At 66.7% G+C, this 16,779-nt stretch carries 11 protein-coding genes and 1 pseudogene; 5 read left to right on the forward strand and 7 right to left on the reverse strand.

The genetic code is table 11. The features are described 5' to 3' along the window. Positions 1-20: 20 nt before the first annotated feature. From mtrB to hpf, 4 genes and pseudogenes are all read left to right on the forward strand, one after another. Positions 21-1,634: pseudogene (mtrB, locus tag IU448_RS17670) on the forward strand (MtrAB system histidine kinase MtrB); the annotation flags it as partial. 689 nt (positions 1,635-2,323) lie between these two features. Then, on the forward strand, positions 2,324-4,138 hold the full coding sequence (gene lpqB, locus IU448_RS17675) for an MtrAB system accessory lipoprotein LpqB (protein WP_195056715.1): 1,815 nt from the start codon (positions 2,324-2,326) through the stop codon (positions 4,136-4,138). A 58-nt stretch (positions 4,139-4,196) separates the two neighbouring features. After that, positions 4,197-4,829, forward strand: a complete 633-nt coding sequence (locus IU448_RS17680) for a ComF family protein (RefSeq protein WP_195056716.1) — start codon at positions 4,197-4,199, stop codon at positions 4,827-4,829. A gap of 190 nt (positions 4,830-5,019) precedes the next feature. Next, positions 5,020-5,739, forward strand: a complete 720-nt coding sequence (gene hpf / locus IU448_RS17685) for a ribosome hibernation-promoting factor, HPF/YfiA family (protein WP_416383015.1) — start codon at positions 5,020-5,022, stop codon at positions 5,737-5,739. 45 nt (positions 5,740-5,784) lie between these two features. Here the strand turns inward: hpf and bluB are convergent, their stop codons facing one another. From bluB to IU448_RS17715, 6 genes are all read right to left on the reverse strand, one after another. Continuing rightward, a complete protein-coding gene (gene bluB, locus IU448_RS17690) occupies positions 5,785-6,417 on the reverse strand; it encodes a 5,6-dimethylbenzimidazole synthase (RefSeq protein WP_195056718.1) in 633 nt (210 codons plus the stop codon). A gap of 371 nt (positions 6,418-6,788) precedes the next feature. Continuing rightward, complete coding sequence (locus IU448_RS17695; protein WP_195056719.1) at positions 6,789-8,054, reverse strand: fatty acid desaturase family protein; 1,266 nt, start codon at positions 8,052-8,054, stop codon at positions 6,789-6,791. 222 nt (positions 8,055-8,276) lie between these two features. Continuing rightward, positions 8,277-9,653, reverse strand: a complete 1,377-nt coding sequence (locus tag IU448_RS17700) for a fatty acid desaturase family protein (protein WP_195056720.1) — start codon at positions 9,651-9,653, stop codon at positions 8,277-8,279. 153 nt (positions 9,654-9,806) lie between these two features. Then, positions 9,807-10,940 carry a ferredoxin reductase gene (locus IU448_RS17705; protein WP_195056721.1) on the reverse strand — a complete coding sequence of 378 codons (1,134 nt, stop codon included), beginning with the start codon at positions 10,938-10,940 and terminating at the stop codon, positions 9,807-9,809. Positions 10,941-11,117: 177 nt separating this feature from the next. After that, positions 11,118-11,621, reverse strand: a complete 504-nt coding sequence (locus IU448_RS17710) for a DUF6912 family protein (RefSeq protein WP_195056923.1) — start codon at positions 11,619-11,621, stop codon at positions 11,118-11,120. Between the two features lie 10 nt (positions 11,622-11,631). Further along, the gene (locus IU448_RS17715) at positions 11,632-13,038 is read right to left on the reverse strand and encodes a WS/DGAT/MGAT family O-acyltransferase (protein ID WP_195056722.1); all 1,407 of its coding nucleotides are present in this window, start codon (positions 13,036-13,038) and stop codon (positions 11,632-11,634) included. Positions 13,039-13,360: 322 nt separating this feature from the next. Between IU448_RS17715 and secA the strand changes: the two genes are divergently transcribed. After that, positions 13,361-16,222, forward strand: a complete 2,862-nt coding sequence (gene secA, locus IU448_RS17720; protein ID WP_195056723.1) for a preprotein translocase subunit SecA — start codon at positions 13,361-13,363, stop codon at positions 16,220-16,222. 88 nt (positions 16,223-16,310) lie between these two features. On the opposite strand, the gene IU448_RS17725 is transcribed toward secA, so the two are convergent. Beyond that, positions 16,311-16,694, reverse strand: coding sequence for a DUF732 domain-containing protein (locus IU448_RS17725; protein WP_195056724.1), 384 nt, complete (start codon positions 16,692-16,694; stop codon positions 16,311-16,313). Between the last annotated feature and the right edge of the window lie 85 nt (positions 16,695-16,779).

The raw sequence follows: 16,779 nt of genomic DNA on the forward strand, positions 1-16,779 counted from the left end.
GGAGCGGGGGCCGGGACCGGCTGCGGCAGGCGCTGGCTCCCGTCAACGAATGGTCTCAGCACGTCGGTAGATCACTCGGGCTGCTCTGGCGGCGCTCGCTGCAATTGCGGGTCATAGTTTCCACGCTGACGCTGTCGCTGATCGTTATCACCGTTCTCGGTGTAGTGCTGACCAGCCAGATCACCGACCGGCTGCTGGATGCCAAGATCAATGCCGGCGTCGAGGAGATGGACCGGGTCCGCAATACGGTGGAGGGCCAGCTCGCCGGCGTGCACGATGTCACCACCCAGGAGCAGCGGCTGACCGATGCCCGGGAGTCGCTGTCCAATCGCCGCGAATCGAGCCGCTCCGGCGGCGCCGCGGGCAGTTTCGATTCGGCACTGAGCGTGATCGGCGGTACGCCGCAGCAGGTGATCGCGGTCGGGCCCATCAAACAGGTGCCCGATTCACTACGTCGATTCGTGCAGCGCAATCAGGTCAGCTACCAGTTCGCCAATGTCTCCGACCCGGATGGTTACCGCGGCCGGGCATTGATCCTCGGCAGTCCCAGCGCCGAAGTGCCCACGCTGGAGATCTACCTGATCTTCCCGCTGGCCAACGAGGAACGCAGCCTGTCGCTGATGCGCGGAACCATGATGGTCGGCGGCGCGGTGCTGTTGATCCTGCTGGCCGCGATCACCGCGCTGGTGACCCGCCAGGTCGTCCTGCCGATTCGGTCCGCCGCGCGGATTGCCGGGCGGTTCGCCGACGGCCGGCTCAAAGAACGCATGCTGGTCCGCGGCGACGACGATATCGCCCGCCTGGCCAAGGCGTTCAACGAAATGGCCGAAAGTCTGTCCAACCAGATCAACCAGCTCGAGGAATTCGGCAATCTGCAACGCCGCTTCACCTCCGATGTGAGCCACGAACTGCGCACACCGCTGACCACGGTGCGGATGGCCGCCGATCTCATCCACGGCAGCAGCGACGATCTGGATCCGGCACTGGCGCGCAGCGCCGAACTGCTGGTGACCGAACTGGACCGGTTCGAAGGACTGCTCAACGATCTGCTCGAGATCTCGCGCCACGACGCCGGTGTCGCCGAACTCCAGGTGGAATCGCTGGATGTGCGGATGTGCGCGCGGGCCGCGATTTCCACGGTGCGCCATCTCGCCCGCGACGCCGGGGTCGAGGTGGTGATCGATCTACCGGAGGAACCGGTGGTCGCCGAGGTCGATCCGCGCCGGGTCGAGCGGGTGCTGCGTAATCTGCTGGCCAACGCCATCGACCACAGCGAAGGTAAACCGGTATTGATCCGGATGCGCGGGGATGCCGAGGCCAATGCGCTGGCGGTGGTGGTCCGGGATCAGGGTGTCGGGTTGCGGCCGGGGGAGGAGAAACTGGTCTTCAGCAGGTTCTGGCGCTCCGACCCGTCGCGGATGCGCCGCTCCGGCGGCACCGGTCTCGGACTGTCGATCAGCGTGGAGGACGCGAATCTGCACGATGGCAAACTGGAGGCCTGGGGTCGTCCCAATATCGGCGCCAGTTTCCGGCTGACGCTGCCGCTGGTGCGCGGTCAGAAGATGGGCAAGAGCCCACTGCCGCTGGAGCCCGGTATGCGCAAGGCGCCGCGGCGCCCGCAGGCCGAAGGCGATCAGAACGGGGCCGAGCGAGTGGAGCTGGGTCCGCCGGTGACCGAGTCGGAGCCGTGGGCGCCCCGGCCCGCGGGTGCTACGGAAGCCGGCCGGGCAGCCGCTGAGGGCGCTGCTACCACGGCCGCCGCCGAGTCCCGCGGCGGCGGTTGCGCTCCGGCGGGCCCGGGAGCGCAGACTTCCGATCCGGCGCAAGCCGCCGGGGGCAGCGCAGATGCCGCCGGGCCCGGTGGAGACGCTGCCGAGAACGACTCCGGCGTCGAGGCGCCCGGTGCGGCGGGAGTCACCGGCGAGAGCCCGGGTTCCGCCGGATCCGGCGGAACCCGGCCCGCTGCGCACAGGCCGGGTAGCCCGGCCGCCGGTGCGGCTGCCGCCGGTGGGGCCGGCGCGGGTGCCGGCCGCGGTGAGGACCGGCCCGCGCCGGACCCGAGTAGCGAGTCCGCCGGTACATCCGGGACCGCCGCGGACGGCACCGGCGTGGGAGGCGACGCTGGGGCGGCCGAAGCCGTCGCGGACAGTGGCCCGGGTGCCGAGGCGCCCGGTGCGGCCGGAGCCGGTGGGGACACTGCCGGCGCGGACAACCCCGCAGCGGCGGGAACCGACCCTCCCGCACGCGAGAACGGCTCATCCGCAAGCGATTCCGCCGAGCCTGCGCCACCGACCGTGTTCACCGACAGCGGAGACCAGAAATCATGACCGTGCGCCCCCGATGCCCACGCTGGTTCCGGCTGGTCACCGCAGTCGTCGCGGTGGCGGGGCTGGTGGTCGTCGCCGGTTGCGCGAACCTGCCGGACTCCTCGCAGCCGCAGGCGCTGGGCACCATCAATCAGGAGCCGACGGCGGAGGGGCCGCCGCCGCCGATGCACGGTCGCGACCCGGATCTGCTGCTGCGCGATTTCCTGCAGGCCACCGCCGACCCCACCGATGGGCATCTCGCGGCCCGTCAGTACATGACGCCCGCCGCGTCGACCCAGTGGAACGACGAAGAATCGCATGTCATCGTCGAGCGCGCGGATACGCTGCGCGAATCTCGTTCCGAGAACGAGGCGACGTATGTGTTGCGTGCCCGGAAGGTCGGTGAGCTCGCCGATGACGGCTCCTACCATGTGGCCGACGGGATCATCGAGCACAAGATCGAGATGACCCGCGTCGACGGCGAATGGCGGATCGACGAACTGCCCGACGGTGTGGTCATGGAGTACACCGCCTTCACCCAGTCATACCGACGGCATGTCCTGTATTTCGTCACCGCCGACGGCCGGCACGTGGCGCCGGACCTGCGCTGGGTCTCGGTGCGGCCGGACGATCTGACCCGGCGCCTGATCGATATGCTGATTGCGGGTCCGCAGCCCTATATCGCGCCCGTGGTGCGCAACTATCTGAGCCCGCCCGCGGCCGTGCGCGGCACGATCACCAAAGCCAACGGCGATCCGGTCGGGGTGGGAGTCGGCTTGGGCGGCGTGCGGATCGATTTCTCCGGAATCGACGAATTGTCCCCGCGTGACCGTGAGCTCTTCGCCGCGCAGGTGGTGCTGACCCTGTCCGCTGCGGATGTGCTCGGTCCCTACATTCTGCTCGCGGACGGCCGCCCGTTGGATGAACGGTTCGCCGAAGGGGGGTGGTCGGTCACCGATCTGGGCCCGGTCGCCGATTCCGTGCGACCCGAGTCGCGGGTGGGCCTGCACGCGCTTCGCGACGGAACACTGGTGGAGATCGAACCGGATGGCGGACCGCGGCCCGCTCCCGGCTACTTCGGCACCGTGCAGAATCTGCAGTCGGTGGGCCTGTCGCCGGATGGTAAACGGGTTGCGGCGGTAGCCGATGCGGGCCGGGAACCGCCGGAACCGCAACGCACATTGATGATGGGCAGTTACGGCGGCGATGCCTTCCCGGTGGAGGAGGGCGGTACGATCACGCGCCCGTCCTGGACAGCGGACGGCAGCGCGGCCTGGGCGGTCGTCGACGGTAATCGGGTGATCCGGGCGGTCACCAACGGAGAAACCGGTACGGTGCTGCCGCAAGGTGTCGACACCACCGAATTGTTCGCCGGTACTTCCGGCACCCCGCTACAGGCGCCGATCACCGAACTGCGCATATCGCGTAACGGGGTGAGCGCTGCCTTGATCGCCGACGGCAATGTGTACATCGCCATGGTCGTCGTCCGCCCGGACGGTACGTATGCGCTCACCTCTCCCCGGCGGATCGCCATCGAGCTGCCCACCTCGGCCACCGCCCTGGATTGGTACAGCGACGATACGATCATCATCGCGAGCAGCGGCACGGTGGATCCCGTACGTACGGTCAAGATCGACGGTTCGGGTATGTCCTCGCTCGGGGGCCGGAACTTGACTCCGCCGGTCCGTCAGGTCACCGCTTCCAGCGAACGTCAGTACGTGGCGGATTCGCGGGCGGTGCTGGAGCTGACGCGTACCCCGGAGGGCGGGGATCCGTACTGGCGCGAGGTGCCCGGGCTGGGCGCGGACGCGGTGCCCATCCTCCCCGGCTGATACCGCGCCGGCCTGGGCTGTAGCCGGTCTGTCGGTGCCCGGCGGCACACTCGCCGGTATGCGGACACTCCTGGATCTGGTCCTGCCGGCCGAATGCGGTGGTTGCCGCCGCCCCGCGACACTGTGGTGCGGGGCGTGCGCGCGCAGCGTGGCGGGCCCGCCGGTCCGTATCCACCCCCGCCGTGATCCGGGGGTGCCGTGCTGGGCACTGAGCCCGTATCGCGGACCCGCGCGGCAGGCGGTGCTTGCGGCGAAGGAACGCGGCCGGCGCGATCTGACCGAGCCGCTCGGGCTGGCGCTGGCCGCCGGGCTGGCCGGGTTGCGGACCGCCGGCCGCCCGCTGATACTTGTACCCTCGCCGAGCCGGCGGGCGTCTGCCCGGCGTCGCGGCGGCGATCCGGTGCTGGGATGCGCCCGGGCGGCGGCGCGGTCGCTGGACGGTTGCCGCGTGGTGCCGAGTCTGCGAGTCTGGTGGGGAGTCCGCGATTCGGCCGGGCTGTCGGCGCGCGAGCGCGATCGCAATCTACGCGGCCGGATCCGTGCGGTACCGCTGCCCGCCGAGGCGGCGAAGGCGCAGGTCGTCCTGGTCGACGATGTGCTGACAACAGGAGCCACGGCGCAGGCCTGCGCCGTGGCTCTGGCGTCCGTCGGAACATATCTGGATGACATCTTGGTGACCTGCGCCGCGTGAATCCCCCGAAATTTGCGTGAACAGTGGCGAACCTCCGATCGGCGTACTACGGTCGCGTTCACACACCGGAGTTCCGGGAGTTTGGAGGTGGGCCTGCGATTCGAGTGCCGGCCGACTGATGGGACGCGGCCGGCAGCCGTTCATCCCGCCGCGCGCATCCGAAGTGTGCGGCCAGATCCGGGAGGTACGCGTGACGACATCTTCACGACCTTCAGTTCAGGACACAGCCCAGCCGCAGCTGCAAGACCGGCTCGACCGTCCACGAGAGGCCCGCGCGGATATCGTGGTCAAGGGTCGTAACGTCGAGGTCCCCGACCATTATCGAATCTATGTGTCGGACAAGCTGTCCCGGCTGGAACGCTTCGATCCATCGATCTTCCTGTTCGACGTGGAACTGTTCCACGAACGCAACCGTCGTCAACGCAAGAGCTGCCAGCGGGTGGAGATCACCGCGCGCGGTAAGGGCCCGGTGGTGCGAGCCGAGGCATGCGCGGACAGTTTCTACGCCGCGTTCGAGGCGGTAACGGCCAAACTCGAGAGCCGGCTGCGTCGCACGAAGGATCGGCGGCGGGTGCACTACGGTGACAAAACCCCTGTTTCGGTGCACGATGCCACCGCGGAGCTGGCCGAGGGGAATCTGCCCGGCGAGCTGTCCGGTGCCACCCACGATCATTCACCCCACACCACCAAACGAGCGGATTTCGCCGCCGATTACCCCGAATACGAGGGTCCAGGCCATATCGTGCGCACGAAGGTGCACCCGGCCGTGCCGATGACGGTCGACGACGCGCTCTACCAGATGGAGTTGGTAGGTCACGATTTCTTCCTCTTCCAGGACAAGGAAACCGATCGGCCGTCGGTGGTGTATCGCCGGCACGCGTTCGACTACGGCCTGATCAGGCTCGCGTAGACGAGAGCACAGCCGGCCGGTCCTGTACGGGCCCGGCCGGCTGGTTCATTGTTCGCGCCCGGCGTCGTAGCCCTCGTAGTGCACGGCGTCGGCCAAGGCCCGCCTGCCCCGCCAGCCGAAACGTTCGAGGTCGGGAGTGCGCTGGAATTCGGTCACCGGACCGATACAGAGCCACGCCACCGGCCGGATACCGGCGGGCAGACCGATGAGTTCGGCGAGGAACGGCGCATCGTAGAAGGAGACCCAGCCGACGCCGATCTGTTCCGCGGTCGCGGCCAGCCAAAGATTCTGGATTGCGAGAACCGTCGAATACACGCCGGTTTCGGGAACGGACGCGCGGCCCAGGATATGCGGCCCACCACGGGCGTCGTCGTGGACCACGACCACGCCGGTGCCGCTCTCCTCGATCCCCTCGATTTTGATCGGGTCGAAGGTCGCGGCCCGCTCCGGTGGCAGCGATCGAGCGAATTGGAGCCGCTTCTCCGCGACATGGGCGGCGAACTTGCGCAGGGTCGCGCGATTGCGAACGAGCACGAAATCCCACGGCTGGGAGTTTCCGACGCTCGGCGCGCAATGCGCCGCCTCGAGGATCCGCCACAGTACGGCATCGTCGACCGGTTCCCCGGTGAATTCGGCCCGGACATCCCGCCGCGTCCGGATCGCCTCGTACAAACTCATCTCCACGGCACCCACCATGTCAGTATCTCTGGTTCGCCCGGGTCGCCGGGCACGTTCGCGCTCCTCGAGTCCGGCCCCGGGGGCGAAGGGGCCGCAAACCCCGTGCCGCACGCGCCCCGACCGGGCTACGGACACAACCTCGGCCGAGGTGCGTCGATGGTCGCCGTGTTCGTCCGGCCGACCGGTCCGCTGGACCACCGCCGGCGACGACCGGGAGGCGCACAGGGCGGCGATGCTCGGCCGGCTGTGCCGGTGGCGCAGGCGCGCCCGTCCACACCTGCGCTCCGACGTGAAGACGACAATGGCCCGCACGTCATGTGCGGGCCATGTGCCGGTGCGGGCGGTGAGCGTACCTTTCGGTGCCCGGATGCCTAGGAGGCGGCGGGAACGGGGGCGGAGGTGCGCCGGGAGAGTCGGCGGCGGCCCTCGGCGATCGCGGTACGCAGGCCGCGGCGTTTCCCGGTGACCGGGTCGATCGTGGCGACGGCCCGGCCGTTGAACCGCCGTTCCGACGCCGTTTCCGGCGCATCGTCGGCGGTGTGTCGCAAATATTTGTTCGGCAGCGACAGCTTCGCGATGGTTCGCCACGCCTTGAAATACTGGACGGGCAGCGAACCGGTCGTATACGGCAGATCGTACTTATCGCACAGTTCCCGGACCCGGACCGCGACCTCTGCGTACCGGTTGCTGGGCAGATCCGGGAACAGGTGGTGTTCGATCTGGTGGCTCAGATTACCCGTCATGAAATGCAAGAGCTTGCCGCCGGAAATATTGGCGCTGCCCAGCATCTGGCGCAGGTACCACTGCGCTTGGGTCTCGTTGTCGATATCGGCCTTGGTGAACTTCTCGGCACCGTCGGGGAAGTGGCCGCAGAAGATCACCGCGTTGGACCAGATATTACGGATGACGTTCGCCGCCAGGTTGGCGGTGAGGGTATGGAAGAAGGAGGGGCCGGTCAGCAGGGGGAAGACGACATAATCCTTCAACGCCTGTTTTTTGATCTTGGCCAGTACCTCGCCGACCTTACGGTCGAATTCGGCCCGTTCGGGCGTACCGGGCTGCACCTTCCCGGCCGCGATCTTGCCGAGTTCCAGATGCTGGATCGCGACCCCGTATTCGAACAGCGATTGCAGGACCAGGTTGTACACCGGATTGCCGATATTGAACGGTTTCCAGCGCTGATCACGGGTGACCCGCAGCAGGCCGTAGCCGATATCGTCGTCCATGCCCAGGACGTTGGTGTACTTGTGGTGCAGATAGTTGTGGGTGTGCTTCCAGTGCTTGGAGGGGCCCGCGTTATCCCATTCCCAGTGCGTGGAGTGGATCTCCGGATCGTTCATCCAGTCCCACTGCCCGTGCATCACATTATGGCCGATCTCCATGTTCTCGATGATTTTGGCGGTGCCCAGCAGAGCAACGCCGGCCAGCCAGGCCGGGGGCAGGAAACTGGCGAAAAGCACGGTGCGACCGCTGATTTCGAGTGCACGCTGCAAACGGATGACATTGCGGATATAGCGGGCGTCGCGCTCACCGCGGGTGGATTCGATGTCTCGGCGAATCGCGTCGAACTCTGCTCCGAGCGCTTCCACATCCGCCTCGGTGAGGTGCGCGTATTCCTTGACATCCGATATAGCCATGCGGGCTACACTACCGTAAGTTACGACACCGTAGGTTTGGGGATATCGGTAGAAAATGTGGCGTGCGCCCTATTGCAGATCCCAAAACCGGGTGCTATATCAACGGGACACGCCGATGGCCTGGGTCACTGCGGTGACTCGATCGCATCATCGGTGGATCCGGGGCGCACGTTACACCCGAATCCGCGCGGCCGCGCGGCGAAATATCCGGCCCCGCGGCGGCTATCCGGCCGGCTGGGCGGTATTCGCTTTTCGCAGCGCATGCCGGGCCCGCCGCAGCAGATCCCGTTCCTGCCGGGCCTTGGCCCGCACAGAACGCTGCGCGGTGCGCAGTACTTCCTTCTCCTGCTCGGCCTTGGCCCGCAAAGCGACCTTCGCCTCCGCCAGCGCCGATTTCAAACCGCGCCGTTTTCCGGTGGCCGGGTCGATACTCCACGGCCGGTTATCGGCGCCGGAGTGCGCGGTGAGACCGGCGAACTTGCGTTCCGAAGAAGTTTCGGGCGCATCGTCGGCCGTCCGCCGCAGAAATCGGTCGGGCAGGGCCAGTTTGTGGATGGTGCGGAACGCCAGTAGATACTGCTTGCCCAGCGATCCGGTCGTATACGGCAGATCGTATTTCTCGCACAGCTCGCGTACCGCCAGCGCGACCTGCGGGTAGCGATTACTCGGCAGGTCCGGGAAGAGGTGGTGTTCGATCTGGTAACTGAGGTTGCCGCTCATGAACCCCATCACCGGACCGGCCGAGAAATTGGCGCTGCCCAGCATCTGCCGTAGATACCATTCGCCGCGCGTCTCGTCCGCGAGCTGCTCCTCGGTGAACTTCTCCGCACCGTCGGGGAAATGACCGCAGAAGATGACCGCGTAGGCCCACAGATTGCGGATCAGGTTCGCGGTGGCGTTGGCTTTCAGCGTGGCGGTGAAGGCGGGGCCGGTGAGCGCCGGGTAGATGAGGAAATCCTTGGCGACCTGCCGCACGATCTTGCGGCCGAACAGTTTGTTCGGTTCGGAATCGAGTTGGAAGCGCGGCACCCCGGACAGTTGCTTCTCGATCTTCCAGTCGTGCAGCGCGATGCCCCATTCGAAGGCCGCGGCCAGGACGATATTGGCGATCGGCTGTACCAGGTGGATGGGCCGCCACTGCTCGTCGCGAGTCATCCGGAGGATGCCGAAACCGAGATCTTCGTCGCGGCCGAGCACATTGGTGTAGGTGTGATGCGAATAGTTGTGCGCACGCCGCCACTGGGCCGAAGGGCCGGTCATATCCCACTCCCAATTCGTGGAGTGGATCTCGGGATCGTTCATCCAATCCCACTGGCCGTGGCTGATGTTGTGCGCGAGCTCCATATTCTCGATGATCTTCGCGACCGACAGCATCGCCGTCCCGGCCAGCCAGGCCCAGCGGTTACGGCTGCCGAACAGCACGGCCCGCGCGGTGAACTCCAGGCCGCGCTGGGCGGCGATGGTGCGCCGGATGTAGCGGGCATCGCGCTCACCCAGGGACTGCTCGACCGACTGCCGGATATTGTCGAGTTCCCGGCCCAGCATCTCGACATCCGCGGCCGTCAGGTGGGCAAAGGCTCTGATGTCGGTGATGGCCACCGGCGTCCCTTCTGTCAGCGCGATATGCGTCGGCGAGCGCGGTATGGGTCGGACGATTGGGTGATCGCGTGATCTTCCCGGGTCGGGAAGCGGCCCCTGCGGTACACCCCGAGCGTACCTGCGCGCGGTGTTCGCCGGGTGTGCCCGGTTCGGTCACACGTCGAGGGTGCAGTCCCCGGCCGCGGCCGAAATACACGTTTGCACCTTCTCGCCTTCGAAACGTTCGGTGCCGTTGCGGAGGTCCCGGGCATGTCCCGAGGTCAAGGTGACCACACAGGTCTGGCAGATACCCATCCGGCAGCCGAACGGCAACTGAACACCCGCGGATTCACCGGCCTCCAGCAGTGTGGTGGCGCCGTCGACTGTGGCCGTGCGACCCGTTTTCCCGAAGGTGACGGTGCCGCCCTCGGTGGTCGCCGACCGCTCCACCTCGAACCGTTCCACATGCAGCGATCCGTCGAGGCCGGCCGCGCGCCAATGCTTCTCGATATCGTCGAGCATGCCCAGGGGGCCGCATGCCCAAGTCTGCCGTTCCCGCCAGTCCGGGTACAGCTCATCCAGCGCGGCCGGGGTGAATTTGCCCTTGTCCGCGGTGAGGTGGATATGCGAGACGAATCCCGGATGCCGCCGATGCAGTTCGGTCAGTTCGCCCGCGAACATGACCTCCTCGGCGGACCGGGCCGAGTGGATGTGCACCACGTCGGTCACCGCGTTGCGGCGATCCAGCGCGCGCAGCATGGACATCACCGGGGTGATGCCGGAGCCCGCGGTGAGGAACAGCACCTTCGGCGGTGGCGGTGACGGCAGCACGAACGCGCCCTGCGGGGCCGCCAGCCGGACAACGGTACCGGGGGTGACACCGTTGACCAGATGGCTGGACAGGAAACCCTCCGGCATCGCCTTCACCGCGATGGCGATGGCCTTCTTGCCGTAGCGCGGATCGTTCCACTCCGGCGGGCTGGTGAGCGAATAGGACCGCCAATGCCAGCGGCCGTCGACCAGGATGCCGATACCGATGTACTGACCGGGCTCGTACCGGAAATCGAAACCCCAGCCGGGTTTGATCACCAGCGTCGCCGAATCGGCGGTTTCCTTGCGGACGTCCACCACGCGCCCGCGTAGTTCCCGGGCCGACCACAGCGGATTGGCCAGATGTAGGTAGTCGTCGGGCAGCAGCGGGGTGGTCGCCCGGGCCACCGCCCCGCGCAGGACGTTGAGCCGTCCGCCGCGTTCGGCGACCTCGGCCGCCGGAGCTTCCAGCCATTCCCGGACATTGTCGAGAAACATCGGTGCCGTTTCGTCCTTCTGTCGTCGTGGCCACCCGCGGCGACCGCCTGCCCACAGGTTACGGCATCGTAGGTTGTATCGGGTTCGTGCGCCGTCACAACTATCGGGTGCGCATACCCGTCGCGGTCGGCCCGCTCGGTTCGTCGTTCGCCCCGAAAGCCTGCGGACGGTCCGCCGTCACAGCAAATCGAGCAGGAAGGGCAGTTCCTGGGTGGCGTACCAGGCCAGCTGGTGGTCCTCGGCGTCGCCGAGGACGAATTCCGCGTCCTCGTCGCCCAGATCCGCGGCGTCGATGATGTCCACGGCCTCGGCCACGGCGGATTCGGCCTCGGCCAGATCCATATGCACCGAGCCGACCCGTTTGTACTCGATCGGACCGTCCAGCTTCACGACAGCATCGTCGAGGTCGGGCCGCAGGGTCGCGTCCGTGACGTCGACCGCGATCACCGCGCGCCGGTACATCGGCGCCGACGAACTGTGCACCTCGTCGGCCAGCAGCCGCAGCGACGCCCGCGCCGCCTCTGCCATGGCGACCTCCGAGAGCTCCTCGTCGTCGCCCGACGCATAGGCCTCGCGCAGGGCGGGGGTGAGGGCGAACGCGGTCCCGCCCACCGCGTGCAACTCGCGTTTGTCCACGAGATCCCGCAGCATCGACACCGTGGCCGGTACGTACACGCGCATGGTCTTGCGGTCAGAGGCAGGCACCGAGTAACTCCTCCATCGATTCGGGCACCGACGCGGCCAGCACACCGATATCGGCCATCGCTTCGCGGTCGGCGTTGAGTCCGTAGCAGACCCGTCCGTCGTAGGACGTGATCCCGATACTCGTCGCCTGGTTGCGCAGCAACGGCGAAACCGGGTACATCTCCAGCATCCGCGCACCGCCGACGAACATGGGCGTCTGCGGGCCCGGCGCGTTGGTGATCACCACATTGAACGTATGGTCTGCGAACGTACTCGCCGCTCGCACACTCATCGCGTGCAGGCTGGCGGGAGCGAAACCGGGCAGGTGTACCAGGGTGCGGGCGCGCACCGCATGCCGCTGCCGGCCGTCCTCCGAAGTCGCGTGGGCGATATGCGACAGCCGCATCACCGGACTCGGTTCGCCCACCGGTAGCGAGATCAGCAGCGGAGTGATCTCGCTGGGCAGGTTGCGCCCGGTGCTGGGTTCGCCGCCGTATCCCGATATCGGCACCACCGCGCGCAGCACCGTCGATTCGGTCATGCCCTTGTTCCGGGACAGCAGCCAGTTGCGCAGTGCTCCGGTCACCACGGCCAGCACCACATCGTTGATGGTGCAGCCCGCCCGCTGATGTATCCGCCGGTAATCGGCCAGGTCGGTCACCGCGGTGGCGAACCGGCGCTGTCGGCAGGTGCGGATGTTCAACGGACTGTCGGGGGTACCGCTGGCCGCCGACCGGATCGCCGACACCACCGTGTCCAGCGTGCGGCCCGCCGTACCGATCCGGCCCGCCGCGTTCGCCCCCACGGCCCGCACCACCTCCACCGCCGAGGCCGGCTGCGCTACGAGGTTGCCCAGTGCGCCCAGCAGCAGATCGGTATCGCTGGGCTCGCGGCCGGGTTGCCATCGATCGCCGGCCGTCTCTCGCGGCGATTCGGCGGCGTCGGCGACGACGTGCCCGATCTCCAGAGCGGCGGCGCCGTCCACCAGGGCGGCATGGGATTTCGTATAGAGGGCGCAGCGCCCGCCGGACAGGCCCTCGATCAGGTACATCTCCCACAGCGGCCGGGCCGGGTCCAGTGGCCGGGAGGCCAGCCGGGCGACCAGTTCGTGCAGCTGGTCGTCGCTGCCCGGGGCGGGGAGCGCCGAGCGGCGGATGTGATAGGTGATATCGAATCGGCTGTCCTCGACCCAGACCGGCCGGCCCATCGACAGTGGCACCTGCCGGACCTTGCGCCGGTACCGGGGAGCCAGGGGCAGGCGTGCTTCGACCAGATCGACCAATCCCGGGTAGTCGAGCGGCCGATCGTCGCCGGCGGTGTTGTCCAGCACGATCAGCGATCCGATGTGTACCGGGTGCGTGGTCGATTCCAGCCGGAAGAAGTCGGCGTCCTGCGGTGTCAGCCTGGCTATCACGCTGGTGTCTGCCCTTCGGAGTCCGGAATCCGGACTCCATTGTGACCAGTCCGCAGTCGTTCCCGCATCATTGTGTGGATTTTCTCGATACCTGTTTCGGCGCGTTGCCGCGTGGTTCCCGGTGGTATAAGTGTTGCGGTCGCCGTCGGCGTAAATGTGACGAAGGCTCGGTGGCCGGGTCCGCGGCGACGCCTACCATGGGAGCCGCATTACCATGAAGCAAGCTGCGGCTACGCACGCCGGCGGGAACGGTGACGACCGCCGGACGGAGTGCAGCCGTGAACATCGGAGCCGAAACCGACCCAGAGGACTGACGAGACTCGTGCCTGCGCTGACACTGACGAGGTTGCTACGTTTTGGTGAGGGTCGCATGGTCAAGCGTCTCTCCCATCTCGCCGACGAGGTGATCCGGCTCGAGGACGATTACTCCTCGCTCACCGACGCCGAGCTACAGGCCAAAACCGACGAGTTCCGGGAGCGCTACGCCGACGGCGAAACCCTCGACGACCTGCTACTGGAGGCATTCGCGGTGGCTCGCGAAGCCTCGTGGCGGGTACTGCAGCAGAAGCATTACAAGGTGCAGATGATGGGCGGCGCTGCCCTGCATCTGGGCAATATCGCGGAAATGAAGACGGGTGAGGGTAAAACCCTCACCTCGGTGCTGCCCGCATACCTGAACGCGATCAGCGGTGACGGCGTGCATATCGTCACCACCAACGATTACCTGGCCAAACGCGACTCCGAATGGATGGGCCGGGTGCACCGATTCCTCGGCCTCGAAGTGGGTGCGATCCTGGCCGGGATGACACCGGCGCAGCGGCGCGACGCCTACAACGCCGATATCACCTACGGCACCAACAACGAATTCGGCTTCGACTATCTGCGCGACAATATGACCCATTCGCTGGACGATCTCGTGCAGCGCGGTCACAATTTCGCCGTGGTCGACGAGGTCGACTCCATTCTGATCGACGAGGCCCGGACCCCGCTCATCATCTCCGGCCCGGCCGACGCCTCCAGTAAGTGGTATGCGGAATTCGCCCGAATTGCGCCGTTGCTGAAAAAGGATCTGCACTACGAGGTCGATATCAAGAAACGCACCATCGGCGTGCACGAGGCCGGGGTGGAGTTCGTCGAGGACCAGCTCGGTATCGACAATCTGTACGAGGCGGCGAACTCACCGCTGGTGAGCTACCTGAACAACGCGATCAAGGCCAAGGAGCTCTACACCCGGGACAAGGATTACATCGTCCGCGACGGCGAGGTGATCATCGTCGACGAGTTCACCGGGCGCATCCTCGTCGGCCGTCGCTACAACGAGGGTATGCACCAGGCGATCGAGGCCAAGGAAGAGGTCGAGATCCAGCCGGAGAACCAGACCCTGGCCACGATCACCCTGCAGAACTACTTCCGTCTCTACGACAAGCTGTCCGGGATGACCGGTACCGCCGAAACCGAGGCGGCCGAGCTGCACCAGATCTACGACCTCGGGGTCATTCCGATCCCGACCAACCGGCCGATGGTGCGCGCCGACCAGGCGGACCTCATCTACAAGACCGAAGAGGCGAAGTTCAACGCCGTGGTCGACGATGTGGTCGAACGGTACGAGGGCGGACAGCCGGTGCTGATCGGTACCACCAGCGTGGACCGTTCCGAATACCTGTCCAAACAGCTCACCAAGCGCGGTGTCCCGCACAACGTGCTCAACGCGAAGTTCCACGAGAAGGAAGCGCAGATCATCGCCGAGGCCGGTCGGCCCGCAACGGTCACCGTCGCGACCAATATGGCCGGGCGCGGTACCGATATCGTGCTCGGCGGTAACCCCGACATCATCACCGACACCCTGCTGCGCCAGCAGGGGCTGGACCCGGTGAACACTCCGGAGGAATACCAGGCGAACTGGTCCCACGCCCTGGAGAAGGTCAAGAAGCAGGTTGCCGAGGATGCCGAAGCGGTGCGGGAGGCCGGTGGTCTCTACGTGCTCGGCACCGAGCGTCACGATTCCCGGCGTATCGACAACCAGTTGCGTGGCCGGGCGGGCCGTCAGGGCGACCCGGGCGAATCCCGCTTCTACCTCTCACTGGGCGACGAGCTGATGCGGCGGTTCAACGGCGCGGCACTGGAATCGATCATGACACGGCTCAACCTGCCCGACGATGTGCCGATCGAGGCGAAGATGGTCTCCAAGGCCATCAAGAGCGCGCAGACCCAGGTCGAGCAGCAGAACTTCGAGATCCGCAAGAATGTGCTCAAGTACGACGAGGTGATGAACCAGCAGCGCACCGTCATCTACAGCGAGCGCAACCGTATCCTGCGCGGCGAGGATATGGAGGGCCAGGTCCAGAGCATGATCACCGATGTGATCACCGCGTATGTCAACGGCGCCACCGCCGAAGGCTATGTTGAGGACTGGGATCTGGACAAGCTGTGGGGCGCGCTGCGCACCCTGTACCCGGTGAGCATGAAACATCAGGATCTCACCGGCGAAACCGAGGTCGGCGAGGCCGGGGAACTCACCCGCGAGGAGCTGCTCGAAATCCTGCTCGACGACGCCCACGCGGCCTACGCGCAGCGGGAGGCCGAGATCGACGGCCTGGCCGGCGAGGGCAGTATGCGTACCCTCGAGCGGCAGGTATTGCTGTCGGTGCTCGACCGTAAATGGCGGGAACACCTCTACGAGATGGACTACCTGAAGGAAGGTATCGGCCTGCGCGCCATGGCGCAGCGCGATCCGCTGGTGGAATACCAGCGCGAGGGCTTCGATATGTTCGCGAACATGCTGGAAGGATTGAAGGAGGACGCCGTCGGCATCCTGTTCAACGTCCAGGTCGAGGTCCAGCAGCCGCAGCCCGAGGGCGTACAGATCGACGGCGGTCTGCGGTCGCCGGTGGGCGGGCTGTCCGGTGCGCAGGCGCCGCCGGAAAGCCAGTACCCGACGGAGAAGCTGCCGATCATCAACGGTGCCCCGCCCGCGCTGCGGGCCCGCGGTATCGACCAGTCGGGCCCGCGCGGGCTGAGCTATTCGGGTCCGGCCGAAGGTGGCGCCACGGCGGTGCACAGCGACGCCGAGGAATACGGGTCCGAGCCGGAAGACCGGACGCAGGGTACGCGCCGCCAGCGTCGCGAGGCCGCTCGCGCGCAGACCAAACAGGGCAAGGGACCGAAGTCGCGCCGTAAGCACTGAGTTCCGGATCGGCGGCGCCCCACCACAGTGGTGGGGCGCCGCCGTTTTGCGGTGCCGCCCGGATACGGTTGGGCCGCACCGGATTGCGTCAGTTACCCGCGGAATGCCGTGGGCAGTAGGAACGGACGGCGGCCTGTAGGAAGAGATAGGGATATTCCACGAAGGGGCGGGATTCCTCGGCGAGATAGGTCCGATTCGCCGGGGTGTTACCGGATTTGTCGAGATATTCGCATTGGGCACGGGCCAGGGCGATGGCCCCGTCCTGTACCGGGCGCGGCTCGTCGTCGAAAGCGCTGGCCCGGAGGAATTCTCGATCGGTGAAGGGTAGCTGGGCGACGGAGTCGTCTTTACCGGCCGGGTTGTGCAGACCGGTGGTACCCGTGGCGCCGGAGTGGGGATGCGCCCAGACGGCCGGGGAGCCGCCGAACAGGAGTGCGGACGCTGCCGCGCTGATGATCAATATCCTGAACATCGTTCCTTCTGTGCTCGATGACATGCGGGACGGGAACAGCTGTCGTACACAGATATCCGGATCGCCTGCCTCCGGACGATCGCCC

Origin of the sequence: Nocardia flavorosea, from assembly GCF_015477805.1 — a bacterium.
Lineage (GTDB): Bacteria > Actinomycetota > Actinomycetes > Mycobacteriales > Mycobacteriaceae > Nocardia > Nocardia flavorosea_A.